18 protein-coding genes are annotated in these 23,101 nt (G+C 53.8%); 11 read left to right on the top strand and 7 right to left on the bottom strand.

Annotation, left to right across the window (positions count from 1 at the left end; translation table 11 throughout):
* Positions 1-39: 39 nt before the first annotated feature.
* Positions 40-1,953 (top strand): aminoacyl-tRNA hydrolase, encoded by a 1,914-nt coding sequence (pth, locus tag GZ093_RS05835; RefSeq protein WP_296483364.1) that lies wholly within the window; start codon positions 40-42, stop codon positions 1,951-1,953.
* On the opposite strand, the gene GZ093_RS05830 is transcribed toward pth, so the two are convergent.
* A complete protein-coding gene (locus tag GZ093_RS05830; protein WP_296483363.1) occupies positions 1,940-3,118 on the bottom strand; it encodes a sugar-transfer associated ATP-grasp domain-containing protein in 1,179 nt (392 codons plus the stop codon). The two genes, pth and GZ093_RS05830, sit on opposite strands and share 14 nt — an antisense overlap.
* A gap of 3 nt (positions 3,119-3,121) precedes the next feature.
* The gene (locus GZ093_RS05825) at positions 3,122-4,213 is read right to left on the bottom strand and encodes a sugar-transfer associated ATP-grasp domain-containing protein (protein WP_296483360.1); all 1,092 of its coding nucleotides are present in this window, start codon (positions 4,211-4,213) and stop codon (positions 3,122-3,124) included.
* Positions 4,214-4,713: 500 nt separating this feature from the next.
* On the opposite strand from GZ093_RS05825, the gene GZ093_RS05820 reads away from it, so the two are divergent.
* From GZ093_RS05820 to GZ093_RS05775, 10 genes are all read left to right on the top strand, one after another.
* Positions 4,714-5,412, top strand: a complete 699-nt coding sequence (locus tag GZ093_RS05820; protein ID WP_296483358.1) for a tetratricopeptide repeat protein — start codon at positions 4,714-4,716, stop codon at positions 5,410-5,412.
* Between the two features lies 1 nt (position 5,413).
* On the top strand, positions 5,414-6,919 hold the full coding sequence (locus GZ093_RS05815) for a lipopolysaccharide biosynthesis protein (RefSeq protein WP_296483353.1): 1,506 nt from the start codon (positions 5,414-5,416) through the stop codon (positions 6,917-6,919).
* Between the two features lie 10 nt (positions 6,920-6,929).
* A complete protein-coding gene (locus GZ093_RS05810; RefSeq protein WP_296483350.1) occupies positions 6,930-8,144 on the top strand; it encodes a glycosyltransferase family A protein in 1,215 nt (404 codons plus the stop codon).
* Positions 8,141-9,130: a glycosyltransferase family 2 protein gene (locus GZ093_RS05805; protein ID WP_296483348.1), complete on the top strand. Its 990-nt coding sequence runs from the start codon at positions 8,141-8,143 to the stop codon at positions 9,128-9,130. The genes GZ093_RS05810 and GZ093_RS05805 overlap by 4 nt, the downstream gene beginning before the upstream one ends.
* Positions 9,131-9,177: 47 nt before the next feature.
* Positions 9,178-10,245 (top strand): glycosyltransferase, encoded by a 1,068-nt coding sequence (locus GZ093_RS05800; protein WP_296483345.1) that lies wholly within the window; start codon positions 9,178-9,180, stop codon positions 10,243-10,245.
* A gap of 158 nt (positions 10,246-10,403) precedes the next feature.
* Complete coding sequence (locus tag GZ093_RS05795; RefSeq protein ID WP_296483344.1) at positions 10,404-11,183, top strand: class I SAM-dependent methyltransferase; 780 nt, start codon at positions 10,404-10,406, stop codon at positions 11,181-11,183.
* A gap of 89 nt (positions 11,184-11,272) precedes the next feature.
* A complete protein-coding gene (locus GZ093_RS05790; protein ID WP_363260269.1) occupies positions 11,273-12,199 on the top strand; it encodes a glycosyltransferase in 927 nt (308 codons plus the stop codon).
* Positions 12,200-12,283: 84 nt separating this feature from the next.
* Complete coding sequence (locus GZ093_RS05785) at positions 12,284-14,170, top strand: acyltransferase family protein (protein WP_296483340.1); 1,887 nt, start codon at positions 12,284-12,286, stop codon at positions 14,168-14,170.
* Positions 14,171-14,333: 163 nt separating this feature from the next.
* The gene (locus GZ093_RS05780) at positions 14,334-15,884 is read left to right on the top strand and encodes an asparagine synthase C-terminal domain-containing protein (RefSeq protein ID WP_296483337.1); all 1,551 of its coding nucleotides are present in this window, start codon (positions 14,334-14,336) and stop codon (positions 15,882-15,884) included.
* A 204-nt stretch (positions 15,885-16,088) separates the two neighbouring features.
* Positions 16,089-17,711, top strand: a complete 1,623-nt coding sequence (locus GZ093_RS05775; RefSeq protein ID WP_296483334.1) for a hypothetical protein — start codon at positions 16,089-16,091, stop codon at positions 17,709-17,711.
* Between the two features lie 10 nt (positions 17,712-17,721).
* On the opposite strand, the gene GZ093_RS05770 is transcribed toward GZ093_RS05775, so the two are convergent.
* The 5 genes from GZ093_RS05770 to GZ093_RS05750 form a co-directional block, all read right to left on the bottom strand.
* Complete coding sequence (locus GZ093_RS05770; protein WP_296483331.1) at positions 17,722-18,699, bottom strand: polysaccharide deacetylase family protein; 978 nt, start codon at positions 18,697-18,699, stop codon at positions 17,722-17,724.
* On the bottom strand, positions 18,699-20,012 hold the full coding sequence (locus GZ093_RS05765) for a putative O-glycosylation ligase, exosortase A system-associated (protein ID WP_296483328.1): 1,314 nt from the start codon (positions 20,010-20,012) through the stop codon (positions 18,699-18,701). The genes GZ093_RS05770 and GZ093_RS05765 overlap by 1 nt, the downstream gene beginning before the upstream one ends.
* Before the next feature lie 116 nt (positions 20,013-20,128).
* Positions 20,129-21,334 carry a glycosyltransferase gene (locus GZ093_RS05760; RefSeq protein WP_296483326.1) on the bottom strand — a complete coding sequence of 402 codons (1,206 nt, stop codon included), beginning with the start codon at positions 21,332-21,334 and terminating at the stop codon, positions 20,129-20,131.
* Positions 21,331-22,242 (bottom strand): transglutaminase domain-containing protein, encoded by a 912-nt coding sequence (locus GZ093_RS05755; RefSeq protein WP_296483324.1) that lies wholly within the window; start codon positions 22,240-22,242, stop codon positions 21,331-21,333. Before GZ093_RS05755 ends, GZ093_RS05760 begins: the two co-directional genes overlap by 4 nt.
* A gap of 125 nt (positions 22,243-22,367) precedes the next feature.
* The coding region (locus tag GZ093_RS05750) for a UDP binding domain-containing protein (RefSeq protein WP_296483322.1) at positions 22,368-23,101 on the bottom strand (734 nt) is incomplete at its 5' end.

The raw sequence follows: 23,101 nt of genomic DNA, 5'->3' as shown, positions 1-23,101 counted from the left end.
TGACCCGGCCAGTTGGCAATCGACCGATACTCAAATGCAATGGAGTTACATGATATGCCCTGGAGAGTGAGAAAAGTCCTTGTACGCGTCCGGGACGCATGCGACTGGCGTATCAGGGAATTGTTGGGCGATGCGCTGATAGATCGCACGATCGTCAGGATCGCGCAACGCTGGCGTCCATTTCTCAAGAAGCCGGTCTTCATTGGCATCACCGGAAGTGCTGGCAAAACGACGACAAAGGAACTCTTGGTCGCAATCTTGTCGTCCAATGGCAAGGGAAGTGGAAACCCCGCGTCTCTCAACGTGCTCCCGGAAGTGGGCAAGACCATCTTGAGAGTTCTGCCGAGCCACGATTTCTGCGTAGCCGAATTAAGTGAAGATCAACCTGACGCGATGCGAGCGCAGCTCGCGCTGCTGCAGCCAAGCATTGGAATAGTGACGGTGGTTGGCTATGACCACTTGAGTAAGTACGAGTCACGCGACGCCATCGCGACAGAAATGGCTAAGCTCATCGCATACCTGCCCGCCAAAGGCACCGCCGTCCTCAATGCCGACGACGAGTTGGTCGCCTCCATGGCGGCCCATTGCGTCGCCAAAGTCATCACTTACGGGGTCACCGCCAGTGCCGACCTGCGCGCAGAGGATGTCAGTGCGGTCTGGCCGGATCGCCTGAAGATGAACCTTGTCTATGGTGATGAATGCGCACCGGCGCGCACGCAGCTTTGCGGAACGCACTGGATTTCGTCAGTACTCGGTGCGGTTGGCGGCGGCTTGGCCGCTGGTCTGTCCCTTAAGGAATGCGCTACCGCAATTGCGAGCGTTGCGCCCTTTGATGGACGTATGCAACCGATCACAACACACGATGGGGTAACGTTCATCCGGGATGACTTCAAGGCCCCCTTGTGGGCGATCGACACCTGCCTTGAATTCATGAAAGCCGCGCGCGCCAGGCGAAAAATAGTCGTTATAGGAGAGCTTTCAGACATGGGCTCCCAGAGTAAAGGAGTGCAATACGCCAGAGTTGCCCTTCTTGCCCAGCAAGTTGCTGATGTGACCGTATTTGTGGGGCCATCAGCATCCAGCGTACTCAAGGCCAAAGGGCCGGATATAAAAAACGTATTGCGCGTCTTTGGCAATGTCCGCGATGCTGCCGAATACGTCAACACAATGGCCCGCGAGGGTGATCTGGTGTTGCTAAAAGGCACCAACAAACAAGACCATCTACTTCGCATCCTACTGGCTCGCGAGAACGATGTCGCCTGCTGGCGCAACGACTGCAAGCGTGACACATTCTGCGATCTATGCCCGGATCGAACCAAACCTTCCGGCGCTCCGTCTTTGTTTCAGCTACACACCAATGGGATGGCTGCACCTCAATTTCAACCCACCGTCCAATGGGACCTTGACTCCAATGAACAGGTTGTCGTGGGTCTTGGCAATGCCGACGCCAGATATATTGGAACACCTCACAATATTGGCCATGAGCTTGTGGAGAAACTCGCTGCTTCATTGGGACTCAACTGGGTTGCGACTCCCGAGGCCTGGATCGCACGCGGTTCGTCCAAAGGCCAACAGGTGTGTTTGATAAAAGTCCGGACTGCCATCAACCTGACCGGCTCAGGACTGAAATTTCTTTCGGAAAAGATGGCATTCACCCATGAGCAATGCATTCTTGTGTACGACGATCTCGACACACCAATCGGCGCTGTGCGCACCCGACTAAACGGCAGTGCAGGCGGCCATCGAGGCGTCGCTTCAATTCTGGAGGCATTTCAAACCGACGCATTCCGGCGGGTAAAGGTCGGCGTTGGATCAAAAGTCGCAAGGTCAAATCCCGTTGAATATGTTCTGACTGCTTTTGATGCAGAAAACCGCACAGCCACGGACCTGGCCCTCGTTGCCGCCCAGGTACACGTACTTAAACTCGTAGACAATCGCGCTAAAGCGCGCTGACCCAGGGATGTGATTGCGCGTCAGCGTTATTTTTCAGAAACAATCTGGTTTCCCGAGTCAGCAGGCCGTGCCCATGGAGCTGGGCAATCTCTGTACCTCCCAGGTCATTGAGCTCCAGGATCATCGGTCCTTGATCGGTCAAGGCAAAGTCCCAGTGATGAATCTTCATCAAAGGAAAGGCAGCGCCGCCGCGCTGACAGGCATCCAGAATCAGGCTCCACCCAGGTAGCCGAAAGCCCTCCATGCTTTGCCCTGTGATCGGATGCTCTGCAAACACCTGCGTTGACGGCCAGAAGCCCCCGACGACCCGGCTGACTTCACCGGTCGTCAGATCAACATTGGCCAGCAAGTTGCCGTACTTCCCAAGACTGAAATTATCGACATGGTTGGGTGGCGTGGCAATTTTCCAGATCGCCCGGATGGGCGTTACGCCTTCCAGACCATTGAGACAGATCACCCGGACACCGCAAATAGCCGGCCAATGTGTAATGGCCTTTATTTCCGGCGCAAGTGCAAACGTCTCTTGGAACATGTAGCCACACTCGGGCTTGTGATAGCGTCGGTCTACCGACTGATCGAGTCGGCATAAAAACTCATCCACCCGCAGTGTCTCGCCATCCAGCAAATTGAGATGATCTGTCGCAGGATCGTAGCTGGCAAGGTAAGCCGAGCCATACCCCTGCTGTGAAAACGCTGGTTTGCCAAACATGGGGTAGAGTGAGGCGTCCCGTAAGAAAGCGGCAACATCTCCTTTGTTCCTGAGATGAAGTCCCAGCGTGTCTGAAATTTTCGCAGACCGGTGATAACAGGCACGTACGGGTGCCACTGGCAATCCCGCTGAGCTCGCCATCAGCATAAATGCATACTTGTCCCAAGCCGGTAATACGGCGCTCCTTGAGTTCAACGCGAGGCTGAACTTGGCCTGCATACGCCAACCCAGGAAATCATGGCGTCCCTCACCATGCAAGTATCGGTCGTCGTAGAGCTTATAACCGTAATAATCGGAGAGCCCGCAGCGCCCACCCATGCCTTGCAGGGCCCCAATTTCACGAAGCTGCGTGACAAGACTCTTGCCGGTCTGCGCTCGCGCCAGCAGCGCCCACCGGCGGTATTCATTGACGTGGCCCGCAAATCGGCCAAATGAGTTAGCACTTAAGGCCTGCATGTTTCATCCGCCCTCAGCCGCTTCCATCATTGTCTTGATGGTCTGATCAATAAATGGCGTTCGACCAAGATATTGAGGAACCCCCAGATCTGCTTCCGTGTTCAGCTCCATCAGTACAGGCCCTGCGACACAGAAGGCAACATCCCAATGCTGCAACTTCAAGCCGGGAAAATGGCCTGCCGCCGAAAGACACATCGCCGTGGCCTCCTGCCACTGCGGCAGCTTTGCGCTCAGCAAAGTCTTGCCAGTGTCAGGGTGCAGAGTCACCTCCTCACCGTCCGGCCAGAGGCCGGTCACGATGCGTTCAACGGTGCCGGAATCCTTGTTGAGCCACGCCAGCAGATTGCCAGTTTCACCCATACAAAAGTTGTCGGTGATGTTGTGTGCTCGCGCTATTTTCCAAAATGCCATGAGAATCTTTGGACCAGAATGGGTAAGCGCAACAATCACGCGCGCACAGCTCGTGCTGCTGCCCACAAGCTTGCGAACGTCATCATGGGGCTTCAGACATTTTTGGAATAGCATGCCATGAAAGCCCTGCGTGACGCATGCGCTGACCAAATCGTCAAACTTGATCATGTTCTGGTGTGAATCCACAAAGCACCCTGAAGCAGCATCATACGAGTCAAGCTGATAGGTACCCCGACCATAGCTGCCATGAATCGGCTTAATAAACACCGGAAACGTCAACGCATGCCGAAGGTAGCCCGTCAGAGCCTCAACACTCTGAACGCGCTGCTCGCCCCCTATGAAATTGCCGTCGGTGCAATAGCAGGCCATGGTCTCCGGAATAGGAAACCCATAGTGCTTCAATATGGCGTAGTTGAGCACTTTGTCGTTTGCTGCGGCCCGCCAATGCGGGTGATTCAAACACTGGTCAATCAGGTGACTGGCCCGCCAGCCTACGCAATCCGACTTTCTTTCAGGCGGGTAGACGGCATCATCAAACACGCCCAGCTCGTAGTACTCGGAAGCACCCAAACGCTGCTTCCCAGAAGCCAGTCCGGCAATTTCTTTGAACTGCTGATGGTATGGCTTTCGCACCCGGCGCTTCACTGAGACAGCATAAACGAACAGTTTTTGAAGATTGAACATAATGCCGACAGTGGGCAGGAGTAAATGATATACAAGCTCGCAGAGTCAACATGGACTGACCAACCCCAACCCGCACGGGAAGTGTGTACAAAATCATGCGCGCAAAAATTGATTATTCGCAACGACCAGCCAATCTGCAGTTAGGACCTGCAGACGTGGAAGCTACTGGAGCCACCCCGTCTCGGCGACAACAAATCCCGCCTCAGGTGTCGGTTGCACTCGCCCCCCAACTTGATTGTTCTCAAGGATACGCGTAGTTTGTCCAACGCAATGAGAACTCGCCTCGATAATGCAAAATTCAATACGGGACTTGAAACGTGAGTCATTCAAGGCGGCAATCGGGCACAAGTTTTCTGGGAAAGTCGCCGTGCCCTAACCAACGTTCAGTGCATATCTGTGGCGCAAGAGTTCGGTTGCTTTGCTGTCTTTCATCATGTGCACGGGATTGGCTATTAGTGCATCTTTTCAATCACTCTGCGTAACAAGGAGCGCAACGAACCATGAAAAACCAAGCGCCAAGAATGGGTCGATCCTATAGGCCCTGGCTGGCCGCCACTGCGGCGCTGATGGTGAGCTGCAATGGCTTTGCGGCCACTGACTCTTGGGCGTGCGGCGGACTGAGCAACCACTACGGGCCATTCGACTACCGTACCGACCGTGGTGAAACGCTTGACGTGGTCAACCGGGCCCACTTTACAACGAAGATCGAGGCCCTCGTTCGGGGGCATACAACCAGTATCGGGGGAGATCTGTCGTACACCCTGAGAGCTTTCCCCAACCACCACCGTGCCTTGTTGACAATGATGCGTTATGGCCAGAAGCTCAAGACTCGACAACCCAAAGATGCAGAATTCAGTGTGGAATGTTACTTTCAGCGCGCCTTGCGTTTTCGTCCCGACGACGCAGTGGCTCGCATGATGTATGCGAATTTTTTGACGTTAAACGCCCGCGGCGCGGACGCACGAGTGCAGCTTGAGCAAGTCACTCACCTGGCAGGAGATAACGCATTTACCCACTACAACCTGGGACTAGCTTACCTGGATCTGATGGACTATGAGAAAGCACTGCAGCAGGCTCATAAAGCGATAGCACTTGGGTTAGGACAGTCGGCCCTGCGTGACAGACTGGTTGCCGCCGGGAAATGGCGCGAACCAGAGGCCCTGGTAACACCGCTGCCACTTATCCCAACAAGCGAATAGGATGTTGGCTCCACCACGGCAGCGCAGTTGGGTTCAAAAAGCGTTCCGACCAAGCGTTAACAACATAGGGCAGCGCGTCATTACCGGCGCCGCCTTCACGTTCTTTGGCATTGCACTTCGCCTGGGCATCACCGTGGGGTCAATGGCGGTGTTGGCACGTTTGCTGACACCAACTGATTTCGGCCATGTTGCCATGGCGACGGTCATCACCGAACTGGCCGCTGTTTTTTCAAACTTCGGTTTTGGCTCCATCTTGATTCAGCGGACGAGCATTTCACGCATTCAGATCGACACCATGCATTGGTGCGCGATCGGACTTGGCGTCATCTTGACCTCTGTCGTATTTGGCCTGTCTTTCTTTGCAAGTCATGTCTTTCAGGATGACATGGTGGGGCCCCTGCTGAAGGTGCTGTGCCTCATCTTCATTCTGGAAGAATTGACCATGGTGCCCCGCAGCCTCTTTTCGAGGCGCATGCTGTTCCAGCAAGACTTTTTCATTCAAAGCGGCATCTTGCTGGCGCGAACGGGTACCGCCATCACGATGGCGCTCAGCGGGTTGGGCGTTTGGAGTCTTGTCGGCGGGGCTCTCACTGGGGTGGCGCTATATGCGTTGGCCTATTCGGTCATATCAGGCTACGTGCCGCGCCTGAAATTCAGTGTTTCGTTTCTTCAATCAACCTGGCGAACGAATGGCGGATACTTTGGCAATGGCATCCTTTTTTACGTGAATGCCAACGTCGACTTCTTTTTGGTGGGTCGTATGCTGGGCGCAAGTCTGCTGGGACAATATCAAAACGCGCGCTCCCTAACTGACGAGATTCGGGTGCGAATGGTTCAGCCGCTGCAACGTGTCCTGTTTCCTGCTTTTTCTGCCATGCAGAATGACCCTGACAGATTTCGTGATGGCATTTTGCGCAGCAGTCGCCTGCTTGCATTGGCCTTTACACCTGTCGGCGTGGGAGTAGCGGCCGTGGCGCCAGAACTTGTCAGGGTTCTTTATGGTGTGCAATGGTTACCTATGATTCCGATTCTGCAGGTGATCTCCCTCGCGACTGGCCTTGGTGCGGCCGGCTCCGTTGGGTCGTCAATCTTTAATGCGACAAACCGCGTTGGCTTGTCGTTCAAGATATTTGCCATTAGCACCAGTTTGTCTGTTGCATTCCTCTTATTTGGCAGCCAGTGGGGCTTGATGGGTGTGGCATGGTCCCGGCTCGCGCTTGCAGGGGTAGGCGTGGTCACATTCCGGATATCGCTTGGGCTTGTCCAGATGGGATTCCGGCATCTCTGGCAAATTTTGGGAACTCCGTTTATTGCGGCGGGCGCCATGTGGCTTTTGATCGCCTCTTCGCGCCACTTCATACAGACTTGGGTTATCAGCATTTCAGCTCAACTCGGATGCCTAGTTGCCATCGGCATGCTCTTTTACGTCGCCACCTCTCTCTTAATCTCCCCACATCATGTGGACGACGCCAAAGAGGTCTTTTACAAACTGAAGCGCCATACGTGAGACGGGGAAAATGAACCACAATTTTGACCTCACCCAGGCGTCTGGTGTGCCCACGCAGCCCATACCCGGCTTGCGTGTATCCGTGCTAGTACCAACATTTAACCGCGCGAACTACATCACTGAATGCATTGACAGCTTGCTGGCGCAGACCATGGCCGCGCTTGAAGTTATTGTGATCGATGACGGCTCAGAAGACAGAACTGCTGAGCTCCTGCGCAACTACGGTGATCGCATCCGGTATGTTCGCAAAGAAAATGGCGGCAAACCGACCGCTGTCAACTTGGGATTGACTTTGGCACAAGGGGAGCTGATTTGGATATTTGACGACGACGATGTGGCGCTGCCACAAGCCATTGCAAACCGCGTCATGGCACTGCAAGCCATGCCAAGCGCTGGCTTTGTGTACACGCCGCATTTCTATGGCCGCGATGGACAAGATGGAAAGATTATCAAAGGCCGTTTACACCCCTTATCCATCCACCGTCAAGACACCTTTCTGTATGAACTTATGAAAGGCTGCTTCTTTCATCTCGCCACCGCCTTGGTTCGCGCAGAAGCCTACCGCGCCGTTGGTGGCTTTGACACCGAACTGCTCAGTTCCGAAGACTACGACATGCAACTGCGTCTAGCTCAGGCGTTCCCGGCCGCCTACAGCCCAGCCCCCAGCTTCATTTTTCGTCAACATACTGGCCTGCGTGGCGCAAAAATTATTCGTCATAGCGAAAACCAGCGGAGTCGCGTATTCCGAAAATTCGATCACCGTATTGGTCAAAAGCTCAGGGCCAGGTTGAATCTTGGCGACTACCTCAGTCCCAGGCAGACAGTTATTTCAACATCCACCGCGCAACGGCAAGCACTGCTTGCCCGCATGATTGTCATGGCCAGCAAAGGCTGCATGCCCGAAATGATGGAGGACCTGCGAGCACTTCTTGCATTGTTGCCGCCTGATGAAGTACCTGCCGACTGCCAACTGGAAGCCATTACTGAAGCCATTTGCACCGGCCATGCAGCGCTTGCAATTACCGATCAATGGGAACACTTTCAAGAATTGATTTCTGAGTTGCCGCGTTCGCGGGCGGGCCGCACGGTCAGGCGCTCTGTCGCGACAGGTCTATTCAGGCTGAGTAGGGGCTATCCGGGCTCCATCCAGCTGCGTTGCTTACGCTTGGCCCAAGCATGCAGGGTTGCGATCAACGGCCTTTTCGCGAAACCATCCGGCCTATGACCCACGACCGCGTATCCGTCATCGTTACTACATATCGCAGAGACGACATGCTGGCCGAGTGCCTTGCATCGCTGGCGGCCCAGACACGCCCTCTACACGAAGTGGTCGTGGTGGACGACGGCGGCAGCGGATCCGCCCGTGAGGTGGTGGAGCGGTTTGGCTCGCAATTTCATTACTTTTGGCAGCCCAATGCTGGCCAGCAAAGTGCACGCAATCATGGCGTCAGAGAATCCTCTGGCGAGTGGATTGCATTTCTTGACGATGATGACCTTTGGCTGCCCGAAAGACATTCGATTGCCTTCGAACTGGCAGCGACCGGCCAGGTCACTGTAATAGCAGGAGATTTCACCAAGTTTGGAGAGGGTTGGATTGCGCCCTCTGGCGTATTCGATGAGATCGCACAGCAACAAGCAGGGTTCTGGGACGACATCCCTCGTGAACCAGACGCCGCCTATTCAGTTGTCGGCAGCTTTCCCACGACGCGACTATTTCCAACGTCTCCTTTTTGGGGTGGAACGCTAATCATGCGGCGCGATTTTTTTGAGCAAATCGGGGGCTGGAATGAGGGTCTTAGAGGCATAAAGTCTGAAGACAACGAATTTACATTTCGGGCAATAAAAAATGGTCAACTCGGAGTAATTTGGGACTCCACGATGCGCTACCGGACCCACCCGGGCAATGACTCATGTTCTAGCCTGTTAAATGCGCTAGGTCGAACTCATATTTGGGAAACCATCCTGCTCAACCACGATCTCACAGATGACGAGCGCAGCGCCCTGATCAATGCCATCAACAAAAGTCAGCATGAAATAGTTTGGTCCGGATTTTCAAAAAAAGAATTTCATACTGTAATAAAGACATCAAAAAAAATTGGCTGGGCCGGCTTAAGCATTCCGGAAAAATTGAAAGTTCTAATATCACAAATAGCAATAGTTACGAAAATTGCCAATTTTTCTCGAATTCAGGCTGTCAATAAATTATACTAATAATATATATCAGCAATTAATGCAATCGAATTAAATTCGGAATTTTTATGAAGATTCTTTTCGCCAGTAACTTTAACTATTTACCGCAGCGAACCGGTGGATCAGAATCATCGACGAATGATCTTTGCATTGCCCTCTTGGAGAGGGGGGTCGAAGTTGCGGTGATCTGTTCGCTTGGAATGTTTGATGCGGTCTGGATTGCCAACAGAATTGCCTCGAAGTTGTCTGGCTATAAATTTGTCCAGGATCGACGCCTACCCTATCCTGTATTTCGTGGGTACAACGTGAAGAAAGGGATTCCTGAGGTTATTAAGAGATTCCCCCCCGACATCGTCGTTGTACAGGCGGGATTGCCTTTCGAGCTCGTTAATATTTTTTCCGCAATGAAAATTCCAGTAGTCCTTTACGCAAGAGATATTGAGTTTCAGCGCAACACGGAACCATTGGAACTTAATAGATATGTTGGATTCATTGCAAACTCAAAATTCACAGCAAGTAGATTAGCAGACCTGCTTGCGATTCATGCTCTTGTTCTCCCGCCACTTGTTGATCCCGAAATATACAGGGTAGAGAGCAGCCGTGAAACAGTCGTACATGTCGGCCTCGCGCAGGAAAAGGGTATTGAGATATCTTTTGCTCTAGCGGGCCGTCGACCAGATATCCCTTTTAGGTTCATTGAATCTTGGCCTGTTTCAAAAAACGAGTTCATCGGTTATCAAGAACGCGCTAAAGAACTTAGGAATGTGGAAATCCTACGACGTTCGACTAATATGAAAGAGTTCTACGGCCGAGCCAGCGTTTTGTTGGCGCCAAGTCTTTGTGAAGAGGCGTGGGGACGGGTGGTTACGGAGGCGCAGTTTAGTGGCATTCCAGTAATTGCCTCCGATCGTGGGGGATTGCCTGAATCTGTCGGAGCTGGGGGATTGATAGTGCCACACGAGGCAAATATTGAGCGGTGGGACCACGCGCTCTCGTTGTTGTGGGATAAGTCAGAGGTGTATTCGAGTATATCTGCTGCAGCACTCGAACGGAGCAGACAGGAAGATATATCAAAAGAAGTGGTTATCGATAAATTCATTTCATATCTCCACTCACACATATTATCACTTATATGACAGAAGCCGTGTTTCTTGATTATTAAATGCTTGACCCGCCGTTTTCAAGCATTGAGATAAACAAGTTTTCAAGCAACGCTTAGCCGACGATATCAGAATCCAATAATGTTCTCCTCCAACCAGTTTTGCCCCTTTCCCACACCAAACAGGATTTCAGAATGACTATTGAATTAATACTTCTAGTGTCGACGGCCATTCTATTGAGCCTGATCACCGCATATCTGACTGTCTGTCTTTATAAAATAAAAAAAGTGCATTTAGTGAGCTTTGAGCTGCTCCGTAACAGTAACGCCACCCGGCGAGAGGTTGAGAGCCTGTTTTCACAAGTGCAATACTTGCTGGCGCTGGAGCGAAAGCTTGGCCTACACGATGCTTTACCGTCGATGCGGGGCTGGGCGGGTTCACCTGACTTCTTATTGAAGACAGCAGAAGAAGCCCTGCGTCGCAAACCGCAAACCGTCATGGAGTGCAGTTCTGGCGTGTCAACCGTTGTGCTTGCGCGTTGCCTGCAACTCAATGGCACTGGTCATGTGTACAGTTTGGAGAATTCGCCAGAATTCGCGATCAAAACCCGTGCGCTGTTGGAGCAGCACGGACTCGCAGACTGGGCAACTGTTTTGGATGCGCCACTCGTCACACAGTCTACTCAATCGCCGTGGTATGACGAAAGCGCAATTCCTGCAGAACTGACGGCTATTGATATGTTGGTTGTGGATGGCCCGCCTGCATCAACAGCCCCGTTGGCACGATACCCTGCGTTACCACGACTGCATCCACGCATGTCTGAAAACTGCACCGTGATGCTCGACGATGCAGACCGAAGTGATGAAGTCGAAATATTGAGGCGATGGAAACAGGAGTTTGCCGAGTTTGAACAAACTCATCTTGAATGCGAAAAAGGACTGGTAAAGCTGAGCAGAAGATCAACGAGGTCATGAGACCTCAAGATTGCTGCACCAGTCGTATCCCGCGATTCATGCCAGTCAAACATGAGACCATTTGCACACACCCATTGGTGTCCGTGATCATGCCTGCCTACAACGCGCGACCATTTGTCGAAGAGGCTATTCGAAGTGTGTTGACTCAGGATTACCCGAACATTGAGTTAGTGGTGATCGACGACGGCTCAAGCGATGGCACTCCTGAGTTGGCGGAGCAATACGGCCACAGAGTGAAGGTACTTCGCCAGCAAAATGCCGGGCCGGCAGCCGCCCGAAACCGTGGCATTGCGGCGGCAAGCGGCGAATTCATTGCCTTTCTAGATGCGGATGATGTTTGGCTGCCTGGCAAGGTAGCGCTACAGGTGCAATACTTACAAGATCACCCAGATGTAGGCGTGGTGTTTGGTGCTTTTGTGCGATGGCATTGTCAGCCTGATGGCACATTTTCTGCTCCGCTTTCTGCCTCTAACACTACCTGCAAAGAATTTTCACTGGTCGCAGAGCACTCGGGTTGGGTTTACACTGCGCTACTATTTGACAACGTGATCCACATCATCACCGCGATGATCCGCCGGACAGTGGTTGAAGAAGTGGGCAACATGAATGAGTCACTGAGCACGGGTGAAGATTATGAATTTTGGCTCAGGGTTTCGCAACAGTTTCGCGCCGACAAATTGGCCCGAACTTTGGCCTACTACCGCATGCATGCGGCCAGCATTACACAAGTGCCCCGCAAAGAAAACAATGAATACAAGGTACTGCTGCAAGCAATAGCGGCCTATGGACTTAAAGGCCCAGACGGTGTGGCAGCATCCAAAAGCTCCCTGCGTTCGCGACTATTTGACCTGTGCTTTAGCCATGGCTATTTCCATATTCGCAATGGCGACCCCAAAGTGGCACAAGAGGCTTTCAGTGCCGCACTTAAGTATTCCCCGTTAAAGCCCAAAGTTTGGGTCTACTGGCTTTTTGCAGCTGTTAAATGTACGCAAGCGGAGCGGGGCACAAGGCCATGAAATCTGCGCGTGTAGACATCCAGGCCCTGCGTGGACTGGCAGTGTTGATGGTGGTGCTGTACCACACAAAAATTGGTGGTTTGCATGGGGGCTACCTGGGCGTTGACGTTTTTTTTTGTTATATCCGGCTTTCTCATTACCACGCTGGTTGCCAATGGCATTCATCGCGGAACTTTCAAGCTGCCAGAGTTTTATTTCAGGCGCGCAAAGCGTTTATTGCCAGCCGCCTACGTGACATTTCTTGTCACGGCACTTTTCGCGCCCTGGTTTTTGAACCAGCAAGAGCTGCGAGATTTTGCCACCCAGGTTGTTGGGGCAATCACCTTCACCGGCAACATCGTGCTTTGGCAGCAAACCGGCTATTTTGAAGGCGTGGGTGACCTCAAGCCGTTGTTGCACGTCTGGTCGCTGGCCATTGAAGAACAGTACTATTTCGTGCTGCCTGCAGCATTGTTGTTCACACCGCCTTCTCGCTGGTTAAGGGGAGCGGTTGTTTTGGTGTTGCTCAGCCTTGGGCTTTGCGTTGTGGGAGGCATGGTTAAGCCTATAGCCACCTTCTATTTACTGCCAACTCGCGCTTGGGAATTGCTGATCGGTTCCGTTGGGGCGCTGTGGCTGCTAGAAGCACAAGTTGGGACTCCTCGAGCCATTAGCGGGATCTTAAAGTTGCTGTTTTTTCCTGCACTGCTGTGTCTGTTGGCTCTGCCTTTCATGCCTCTCGAGGGCACGCATCCTGGGGTAAATGCATTTCTCATTTGCTTTGCAACGCTGGTCGTCATCCTGAGAAACAGTCCGTGGCTCAACTGCACCTTGCCCGCCAGAATTCTCGCATGTATTGGTGATTTCTCGTATTCCCTATACTTGGTGCATTGGCCCATCATTGCTTTCATGAAAAATGCCTGGGTTGGCAGGGATCCTGAACTGCCGCTCGATTTAAGATTCGGGGCACTTACTCTCTCTTTTTCCGTTGCTTTCCTTCTTTACAGGTTTATAGAAGATCCAATCAGGAAGAGCAGCTTTGATTCCTCAAGGTCCCTACTCGGAAAAGCTGCACTGTCATCGGTACTCCTTGTTTTGATTACCCCGATTTCGATGCAAGCCATGCCAATACACTTTGATTTCGCCGAAGCTCGGAAAAGAAATTATGGCTTTGGCGAGGCCTGCGAATACAAGACAAGCTTTTCTCCAAAAGCCGAGTGTCAAAGCAAGAGAAATCCAACGCTCTTAGTCTGGGGCGACTCGTACGCCATGCACTTGGTGCCGGGATTGGCCGACGAGTGGAAGCACGAAGGTGTTATGCAAGCCACCCGCAGCGCCTGTGGTCCGTTTCTAGGGCTGGCGCCGTTCAGAATGGTTCACCCGGAACATGGTGGCATTGTCATGGATCGGGCATGGGCTGAAAGTTGCATTGGCTTTAATCAATCGGTCATTGATTTTCTCCACAGCGCACCAACAATTGATGTCGTCGTCTTGTCAAGTCCATTCTCCGCCTACGTCAACCTGGAGAACTATGAACAGTTGAGTCAGGACGGCCAGTCATTTGTGACATTGCCTGGCAGCGTTGCTGCCTCGCAGGCCGCGTTGCGGCGCACGGTAAAGGCGATCAGAGCACTTGGTAAAAAAGTCGTGATCATTGCGCCGCTACCGTCAAGTAATGTTGATATCGGTGGCTGCTTGGAGCGGCAGCTCAGTGGCAAGGTTGCAATCGGTGGGCGACAAGGTTGCACGATTGATCGCGCCAATTATGAAACCAAACGTTCCGACGTGCTTGATTTTCTACATGCAGTATTAGCTGACGCTGATGTTGCCGTAATTCGGTTTGATTCATGGCTCTGCGATTCCCATATTTGCCAGACACTGATCAATGGCACGATGATTTACCGCGACGGTGGGCATCTCTCAATTGCAGGGTCTAAGCTATTGGCCAAACGCATGCAACTCGCTCAACTGATCCGGGCGCAGGCCAAGTGAATTATGGTACCACTGCTCCCCCACCGTTCGAACCTCAGCGCTTTTCTGTATTGCCACGCGCTTTGCTGGTCATCTTATTGGCTGCGTTGTCGTGCAGTCGTCGACACTATCGCAAAGCGGGCGGTGGTAGCTCTATCAACCTCTTGACTTGAAAAGAACAATCTTGAAAACTGATCTAGAAATTCAGAAGGATATCAACACCTCAGAAACAGAGGGCGCCGGCCCTGAGATTCTGCGTGTAGACCACTTTGCGATTCAATCCCTGTGCTACCGCGTGGACAATGGGAAGCTACGGTTTGCGCCCCGCGCAGATGAGCTGGCAGATGCCAACACCGAGATTGACCCACAGGCAATTTTTGATTACCTGTATTTTCACGTCATCCCCTCGCCACGCACTATCTACAAGGGCATTTATCGGCTACCGCCTGCGCACTATGCGCTGTTTGAAAACGGTCAGCTCACGGTAGCGCCGTATTGGTTGCCAATTTTTAAGGAGCAGACCGCACCCTCATTCGATGCGCTCAAAGATGAGTTCAGGCAACTGCTGCGCGACGCTGTCGCCACTCAGCTCGATGGCAGCAAACCGGCCTGCTTTTTGAGCGGGGGCACCGACAGCTCTACCGTGGCAGGCATGATTGCCCTGGCCAGTGGCGGGCCGGCAGCCACCTATTCAATTGGCTTTGATGCGCAGGGCTACGATGAGATGGAATACGCCCGTCTCGCGTCCAAACATTTTAAGACCGAGCACCACGAGTATTACGTCACGCCTGATGACCTGGTGCGCAGCATCTCGGCCGTGGCAGCACATTACGACCAGCCTTTTGGCAATTCATCCGCCCTGCCCACCTACTACTGCGCCAAGATGGCGCGTGACGACGGCGTGACCAAGCTGCTGGCTGGCGACGGCGGTGACGAACTGTTTGGTGGCAACAGTCGCTATGCCAAACAGCGGGTGTTTGGTTTCTATGAGCACATACCCAGCTTGCTTAAGACGGGCTTGATGGAGCCACTGTTGGGCACACGCGCAGCGGCGGCCTTTGCCCTGACCCGCAAGGCTGGCAGCTACGTGGAGCAGGCCCGCGTGCCCATGCCTGACCGGCTGCAGATGTACAACTTGATCATGCGACTGGGTGCCAGCGAAGTCCTAACGCCACAACTGATGGCACAAATTGACACGGCAGCAGCGCTGCAACTGGAACGCTCGGTGTGGCAGATGCCCCAGAACTGCAGCCATCTGAATAGAGAGCTGGCCTATGACTGGCGCTTCACCCTGGCCGAGAGCGACCTGCCCAAAGTGCTGGGCGCTACCGGCTGTGCCGGGGTGGGCGTAGGCTTTCCTATGCTGGACGAGCGGCTGCTGGCGTTTTCGCTCACGCTGCCTACCCGATACAAGCTCAAGGGCCTGCAGCTGCGCTGGTTCTTCAAGGAAGCACTGCGCGGCTTCTTGCCAGAGGAGATCATCAACAAAAAGAAACAAGGCTTTGGCCTACCTTTTGGCGTGTGGGTAAACACTCACCCTGCGCTCAAGGCGCTGGCGAAGGACTCGCTGCACAGCCTCGCCGCGCGTGGCGTAGTGCGGGCTGATTTCATCCAGACTCTTCTGACCCAACGGCTGCCTGAACACCCGGGCTACTTCGGCGAGATGGTCTGGATTTTGATGACGCTGGAGCAGTGGCTGTCCGCCAAGGCACCTGCGTTCAGGATGGGTGGCTGAAATTGCTACTGTTTATGCAGCTAATTACGCAGGTGGGACGTGGGCTAGAGACTGATTTTTTATAAATTTACGGATTGCCGCGATGCACTCGCAATAACGGCTCCGACAACTGTTCACAGGAACGGGCGGTACGCGATGACGCCCGAAGAACTGCTCGACGCCTGAGCACTGGCCGTCGACATTTTTTTGTGTTGAGGAATAAAAATGGATAGACGTGAGTTTGTCGTTGGAACCGTTGCAGGTGCAAGCGCCTTGACTTTTCCCGCATGTTGGGATGGTATCGGTAACGCAGCCACTACCTCATCTACTGCGGCGCAACCTGAACCCCTTGAATTCCGGCAGTTTCAGACCTGGGATGGTGGCAGTGGTCCAAGTCGTGCATTTTGGAGCCGCAAGCTCCTGTTGCCATGGGCGAATCCCGGTCGCGGCGATTGGCTTGATGCCAAGCAAGCGTCACAGGGAGGCGTGCCATATGCAGCAGGTAAGGTCTCCTTAGGTCCTATTGGGCTTGACGTGACCAGCTTGGTGAATCGGTGGGTAAGTTCAGGGGTCAATCGTGGCTTTTATCTTAGATCTGGAGAGAGCTGGGCATTTACGTTTGCAGGACGAACCCATAGCGTGGTGCGCGCCCGTCCGCAACTGCTAGTTGTGTCGAGCAGCGGAACGAAGGTCATTGAATGTTCGTGCAATGCAATGTGGTCGCCCAGCACGTACCAGTCTAAAGACAGCAGGGGTACGTTCATGGTCGCGCGAGGCAGCTGGTTCGCGGCGCTGCAATTTGATATTTCACTAATCACCGAACCAGTCCTGAACGCGACGCTGTCGCTGACCTGCTTGTCACTCAAGAACGCAGGCACCTTGGATATCTTTGAGCTGAATCCGCCTGAGTTTCGCAATGGAGCAGTAACGCTGATGAAACGGTCCGGGTTGGCGGACAAATTTCCGTTTGATCGCGGATTGAGTGCGCATCCAAGCGTCGTTTTCGCTGGCGATTTCTCTGACATATCAAAAAAGCGATGGCAAACTGGCGGCGTGGTCGCTACCACGAGTCAAGTGAAAGACCCCAACACGGGATCGACCTACCTGCGGGGACTGATTCCCAGGGGGGAGACTGTAGGGTGCACGCTTGAGCGGACGATCGTTGGCGGGACCAGCGCCGGAGTTCCGGTCAAGACTGAGACTGAGCTTTACGGCCGCTACTATGTTTTTCTGGAGGAGGACTGGGGGTCTGAGATCGACGCCAACAAGATGCCGGGGTGGGACGGTCGATTTGGATGGTGGAGTTCCACCGGCCACTGGGAAAACACGACCGGTAACGGTGGGTCACGCCCCACTGGACTGAAGGTACGAAATGCAAAAGCAAATCGTTGGGAGTACGAAGGAGCGTCGATGCGGGGGCACGGTGGAACTCGATCGAACGATGGCAACCCCTACGATGATCTTTTCTGGATTGGTAGTTACATGTACCATCTGGATCAAGAGGGCCCGTACGGTGAGTCAATCAGGTGGCCGGGGATTGTCGTCGGGAAAGGCCGCTGGTATTGCATTGAACAATACATCAAGATGAACTCAATTGCGGGCCCCTTCGATGGAACCGGCAACGGCGTGGCCATCAAGGATGGAGAGTACAGAGTCTGGGTGGATGGGGTCCAGGCCTATGAACGGACAAATTTCCGGTGGCGCCGGCACCCCGAGATGGGAATTCAGGGATTCTGGCTCAACTGGTACCACGGCGGTATGGTTCCTGCCCCTCGAAACATGCACTTTAGGATGGACGCTGTGGTCATTGCACGCTCTTACATCGGACCTCGAAACGAGCGCCTGTGAAGGCGCCTTGTTAAGCCACGGTGCTCGCAACCACTTGTGGGGCACTGCGGCGCATGTTGGCTAGCAAGCGCATGCCATATCTTGATCGGGTCCGATCCCAAGGAGTAAAGCGCGGCAGCTGATGAACGTCGCCGGTCTGCATTGCGACGCCAGGCGCCGTCGAAAATGCAGCAACAAATCCCGCTTGCCGGACCATGGCAACGTGCTTGGCAGAGTAATCCACGTCCGGCTTTCCATTCGGATACGCAAAATGGGTGACCGGTTCACCCAACAAGGATTCAAGACCGACCTTGCCATTTGAAATCTCTGAAAGGGCCTCGTCATCGGAGATTTTTTCCAGGATTGGGTGCGAACAGGTATGCGCGCCAATTTGCATGCCCGCATTTCGCAGCGCAAGAACTTGCTCCGACCGCAACATCAGGTTATCTGGCAAGCGTGCGCCGGCAACATCAACTATTTTGGCAACTGCCTCTTGGCGCTGGTACGGCCGGAAGTACTTTATGTGTCCCAGCAAGGACTCTATCGCGACGCGGCGCTGCTCATGTGATTCAAGACAATATGAGCCGAGTCCGGCGTGACTTAAATCCAGCTCTTTGCCACGAAAGACGCGAACGGCTTCAATGACTGAGTCATTCCACATGCGGCCTCCATCCAGAAACGAAGTGGCAATAAAAAAAGTCGCCGCCATACCATGATGTTGCAGAACCGGTAGCGCATTGGTGGCGTTGTCAGCATAGCCGTCATCAAACGTGATTGCCGCTGCGCGCGCTGGCAAGGTTCCAGCACCAAGTCGTGATACAGCCTCATCAAGTGGCATGACTTGAAACCACTGGCCCACCCATGACAAAACTTCGTTGAAACGCCGAGCATCTTGCTCACCAGGAAACAGTGCATCCATTTGCGAAAGAACCCGATGAAAAATAAAAATTGACAAACGGGCCCGCTGCCCACTTGGCGATAGCGCTCCAGCGATGCTTCTCACGATCATTATTGAACCGCTTTCTGGGCAGTTAACAGACTTGGACTCGATGGCGTGGTAGAACCGAAAGCACCTTGTGGCTCACTTTCCCATCGCTTTTCCCGAAGCCAACGCAAGGAAACCACTAGCACCACGAGAATGTTATAGGGAAGGTCAAAATAAGCCAGACTTAAAAATGCGCCCCCAACCGCATACCCGACCAATGAAACCTGGCACATGCCTGCTAGATGGTGAAGCCACTGGGTTTCTGCTTTTTTTGACGCGTCCTTGCGAATTTCCCCTGCTGTTTTAAAAGCAAAAAACCAAATTAGCACAAAAAGAATCAAACCAACGTATCCATGTTCACCCAACACTTGGAAATAGATGCTGTGCGCAGCATGAAGGTCTGTTGGAACGGGCGCGTATCTTTGAAATATGTCTGCTATATAGACTTCAAAACCACCTCCGAAAAAACGATCGTTAGCTAGATTAAACGCCATCCCCCACGCGTTTATTCGACCCATGGCTGAGGTGTCCTGGTCGTAATTCCCGATGGATCGCATCCTTGCCTCCCAAGTGGACGGCATGAACGCTACCAGCGCGATAGCAAAGATGGTTATGAAGATTGCTGAAGTGCCTTTCTTCTTGGATTTCAGCCACAGAAACAACCCCATCGCAGAAATGGCAAGGAACGCACCGCGCGACTGTGTCCCCAATGCGGCGGTTGCCGACAGGAGCATCAAGACCAATAGACCTAGACGAATCCAGCCTCTCGTCGCAACCATCCGCAGGTAATTGATCAACGGAATAACCACGACGAGGGCAAGCCCCACCTCATTGTTGCTCTCAAAAAAGCCTCCCGGGGGGCCAAAAACCCGCTGTGCCCCGCCACTCGCGATGGTGAAAATTCCACCCTTGAAACCGTAAAAGCCAACGGAAAGAACGTTCACCCAGATGAACAGCTCGATGTGCTTGCGCTCTCGCAGAGCCGCCAATGCGATAGCCGTCATCAACTGAATTTTCAAGACCCTGGCGAGTAGATCCCATGAGAGCAGGGGATAAAAAGCAAAGGCAGTGGTCACGCACATCCAGACGACAAACGCAAACAGCACCTTTACCGCCGGCTCCCACGGCATACTCAGTTTGTCGCGGGTGATGAACAGCGAAAGGATCGTGACGCCAGCTACTGTTGCTGCCCACGGTGCGTTGTAGGCAAACCCCCACGCCAGCTTGTGCGGATTCATGATGCTGAGCCAAGTCCACAACAACACGCCGATCCAGGTGTGACGAAGTGCGAACGGCAATGCCCCAAGGACAATGCCTAATAACAAAATGTCACGCATAGTTTGACCCTCCACAGGTGTCACCAATAGCCGTTAGTTGTCTTGGGACGTACGGGAACTTGTACCAAGCCATCGCAGGAGTTTTGCAGACTCTGCCAAAGTGGCCAATGACAAAGTCACGCATGGAAGGACTCCAGCACCCCATCGGCGATACGACTGAAAAGCCCAATCTGCGCCTCAGTAGTGCTTTTCCAACTGCGTCCCTGTGCATAGGATCGCACCGTCGTTCGCTCAGGCAAGTGTTGCCACAAATCTGAAACAGCCTCAACCAGATCAGCCGCCGTTCGCCCACGCATCAAGCGCCCAGTATCGGCCGAGGTCACGATTTCCGGAATACCACCAACTCTGGTAGCCACGACCGGCGTGCCGCAAGCCATGGACTCGAGCAACACATTGGGCCAGCCCTCCCGGCTGGAGGGCAACACCACTATGTCAGCCGCGTTGTAATACTCGGCCAACTGCGTCTGATCGACACGACCCAGGAACTGGAGGCGTGAAGACACACTGATTTTGCCGGCCAAGGCTTCCAGCGCATGCCGCTCCGGACCTTCGCCCGCAATGGCCAATCGAAACCCCGGCAGGCAAGCGAGCGCCTCTATGGCAATGTGGTGTCCCTTATTTTCTACCAGGTTGCCCACACTGAGTAAGGTAGGCCCCACTGGCCAGCCGAGTACCGCCCGGGCGGCCGTCTGGGGTCGAATGTGAAACAGTTCAAGATCAACACCGTTTGGCATCATCATGAGTTTGGACGCAGACATTCCCATCTGCTCCATGGCAAGAGTCAAGGCCCGAGATACACCAATGGAGGCAATCGCGCGGCTTGAGGCCCACCGCATGAGTGTGCGCGGGATCGCATGATCAGCAATGAGATTGATGTCGGAACCCCGAGCCGTGACGGTGAACGGCTTGTTGAAGTGCCACGCCAGCAACGCGGCCGCAACGCCGTCGGGGTAATAGTAGTGGGAGTCGATCAAATCAAAGTTATAGCCTTCGTCTAGCAGACGTTTAACAGCGGGCATCGCCCCCAAGGCCAAGACAAAGGGGGCGACGTTCATGCCGACTTTGGGCGGCAACATGTAGCGGGGGTGCTGCACATCAATGCCGTGGTAACTCTCCCTCAAAGGGATGCTGGCCATGCGCGCATAGTCGCCGAAACGCGGATGAGTGGAAAAAAACCACGGAATCGGTGACACGACCCTTGCGTCAACTTTCCCAGTGGCGAGTAGCTCACGTAGCCGCGTTTCAACAAAAATTCCATGCCCCGGCCTGATACTACTTGGATACAGGCTAGAGAACAAAAGAGTGCGAGTCTTTCGAATCATGATTGGTAGCTCGGTCGTCTCCGCGCACAAAACCAGAAGCACAGCGACAAGAGAAAAGCGACAAACGCCAACACACAAACACAAGCCACTACAAACAGATGGAATCGAAGACGCCACAGCGCGCTGGCCTGGTCGCGGTTAACCTCAGTGACCATTAATTTCACCGGCGGAAATACCCCCTGCGCGATGGCCCCCAATTGCTCCAGTGAGCGCGAGACACCAGAAAATGTACGAACCAACAAGGCCCGATCGTAGGTAAACACATTGTTGCCCCACCACATATACCACTCGGGTAACCCGCTACGGTAATAGCGCCAGGCTTTTTCTTCAATAGACCAGCCAACCCTGGCACCCGGGTAAAGCGGAGCAAGCTTGAGCTGTGTTGAATTGCTGAGCAAGGCCTGACGAAGCTCAAGGGCAGACAGTGGCACCCCCACTGATTCGAAAAATTGGTAATTATTGAAAATATCAACCAGTTGCCAGCGCCCCAGTTGCCGGTTCCATATTTCGGGCCAAATATGCCCATCGCCACCAAACCCGTCAAAAGAGAACGCCCAGGACCGCACAGGCATGCCCGCGGCGAGGGCAATGGCTATGAACACATCCGCAAAATCGCCACAGTAGCCTTCCCCGCTGCCAACAATGCTGCGGTAGGTTCCGCGCAGGTCCAGCTTGATGGCCTCCCCTCTCAGCACCGGGCTGCTGCCTAGCAGGTGGCTGCCAATGGCTAACGCGCGCGCCCAGTCGTCCGGCAATGCTGCCAGCCCTAGCTGCTGTGCCACATTAATAAAAAACGGGTCAGTCGGCCCACGCTCCTGCAGGTAGCTGGGAGGAACGCTGGCCGGCGTCCAGTTGAAGTCGGCGGCGCTGGATTGGTCATGATCGATCAAAACCAACGCATTGCGCATGCGCACCAGTTCGGTGGAGCTAGTCAGGTACGGGGCCAGCGACAACACGGAAAGTACGAGCACAGCCAGGCTGAGCCAGACGCCGCGACGCCACCGAAATGTGGAGCGCGGCCAAGGGTCTCGCTCTACCAACATAAGCCTTCGACCTTGGCCCGAATGGCAGCACGGTTGGGCACATTGACCAGGTCAAGCACGACCTGGTCGGGTCGGCAGCGACTAGCCAGTGTGTCAAAAACCGTGCGATCGGCGAGCCCAACAACCAGCACTTCAGACTCTTCAATGACGCCCTCCATATCGGCACGCAACATCTTGCCAATGTGTGGCAGATGCTTCTCGATAAAGATGCGATTGGCACCCAGCAGTTGGGCCAGACGGACCTCGGGGTCATAAATGGAAAGCTGCATGCCCTTGCCAATCAATTGTTCGGCCAGGCTGACCAGCGGACTCTCGCGCAGGTCGTCGGTCCCGGTCTTGAATGACAGGCCAACAAACCCAATCTTGCGCTTGCCAGTGGCCAACAGCTTTTGCAGCGCCAGGTCGAGATGATCGCGGTTGGACGGCATGATGCCCGCCAGCATGGGAATCTCGACGTCATGTATTTTTGCGAGATAGGTGGTGGCGCGCAAATCCTTGGGCAGGCAGGAGCCACCGAATGCGAAGCCAGGCTTGAGGTAAGCGCGTGAAATATTGAGATGGGTGTCCTGGCACATCAGGTCCATCACCTCAAACGCATCAACACCCAATGCATCGCAAAGGCGGGCTGTCTCGTTGGCGAAGGTGATCTTGAGCGCATGGAAGTTGTTGCAGCTGTACTTCATCATTTCAGCCGAACGCACCGAAGTTGACAAAAACTTGCAGG

It is taken from the genome of Rhodoferax sp., assembly GCF_010365055.1.
Taxonomy (GTDB): Bacteria; Pseudomonadota; Gammaproteobacteria; order Burkholderiales; family Burkholderiaceae_C; genus Rhodoferax.
This window is presented reverse-complemented; position numbering and strand designations above follow the sequence as displayed.

What these genes read in the sequence shown, in the direction of transcription:
- pth (WP_296483364.1), top strand. Translation starts at nt 40, where the DNA reads ATGGAGTTACATGATATGCCCTGGAGAGTGAGAAAAGTCCTTGTACGC.
- GZ093_RS05830 (WP_296483363.1), bottom strand. Translation starts at nt 3,118, where the DNA reads ATGCAGGCCTTAAGTGCTAACTCATTTGGCCGATTTGCGGGCCACGTC.
- GZ093_RS05825 (WP_296483360.1), bottom strand. Translation starts at nt 4,213, where the DNA reads ATGTTCAATCTTCAAAAACTGTTCGTTTATGCTGTCTCAGTGAAGCGC.
- GZ093_RS05820 (WP_296483358.1), top strand. Translation starts at nt 4,714, where the DNA reads ATGAAAAACCAAGCGCCAAGAATGGGTCGATCCTATAGGCCCTGGCTG.
- GZ093_RS05815 (WP_296483353.1), top strand. Translation starts at nt 5,414, where the DNA reads ATGTTGGCTCCACCACGGCAGCGCAGTTGGGTTCAAAAAGCGTTCCGA.
- GZ093_RS05810 (WP_296483350.1), top strand. Translation starts at nt 6,930, where the DNA reads ATGAACCACAATTTTGACCTCACCCAGGCGTCTGGTGTGCCCACGCAG.
- GZ093_RS05805 (WP_296483348.1), top strand. Translation starts at nt 8,141, where the DNA reads ATGACCCACGACCGCGTATCCGTCATCGTTACTACATATCGCAGAGAC.
- GZ093_RS05800 (WP_296483345.1), top strand. Translation starts at nt 9,178, where the DNA reads ATGAAGATTCTTTTCGCCAGTAACTTTAACTATTTACCGCAGCGAACC.
- GZ093_RS05795 (WP_296483344.1), top strand. Translation starts at nt 10,404, where the DNA reads ATGACTATTGAATTAATACTTCTAGTGTCGACGGCCATTCTATTGAGC.
- GZ093_RS05790 (WP_363260269.1), top strand. Translation starts at nt 11,273, where the DNA reads ATGCCTGCCTACAACGCGCGACCATTTGTCGAAGAGGCTATTCGAAGT.
- GZ093_RS05785 (WP_296483340.1), top strand. Translation starts at nt 12,284, where the DNA reads ATGGGGGCTACCTGGGCGTTGACGTTTTTTTTTGTTATATCCGGCTTT.
- GZ093_RS05775 (WP_296483334.1), top strand. Translation starts at nt 16,089, where the DNA reads ATGGATAGACGTGAGTTTGTCGTTGGAACCGTTGCAGGTGCAAGCGCC.
- GZ093_RS05770 (WP_296483331.1), bottom strand. Translation starts at nt 18,699, where the DNA reads ATGATCGTGAGAAGCATCGCTGGAGCGCTATCGCCAAGTGGGCAGCGG.
- GZ093_RS05765 (WP_296483328.1), bottom strand. Translation starts at nt 20,012, where the DNA reads ATGCGTGACATTTTGTTATTAGGCATTGTCCTTGGGGCATTGCCGTTC.
- GZ093_RS05760 (WP_296483326.1), bottom strand. Translation starts at nt 21,334, where the DNA reads ATGATTCGAAAGACTCGCACTCTTTTGTTCTCTAGCCTGTATCCAAGT.
- GZ093_RS05755 (WP_296483324.1), bottom strand. Translation starts at nt 22,242, where the DNA reads ATGCGCAATGCGTTGGTTTTGATCGATCATGACCAATCCAGCGCCGCC.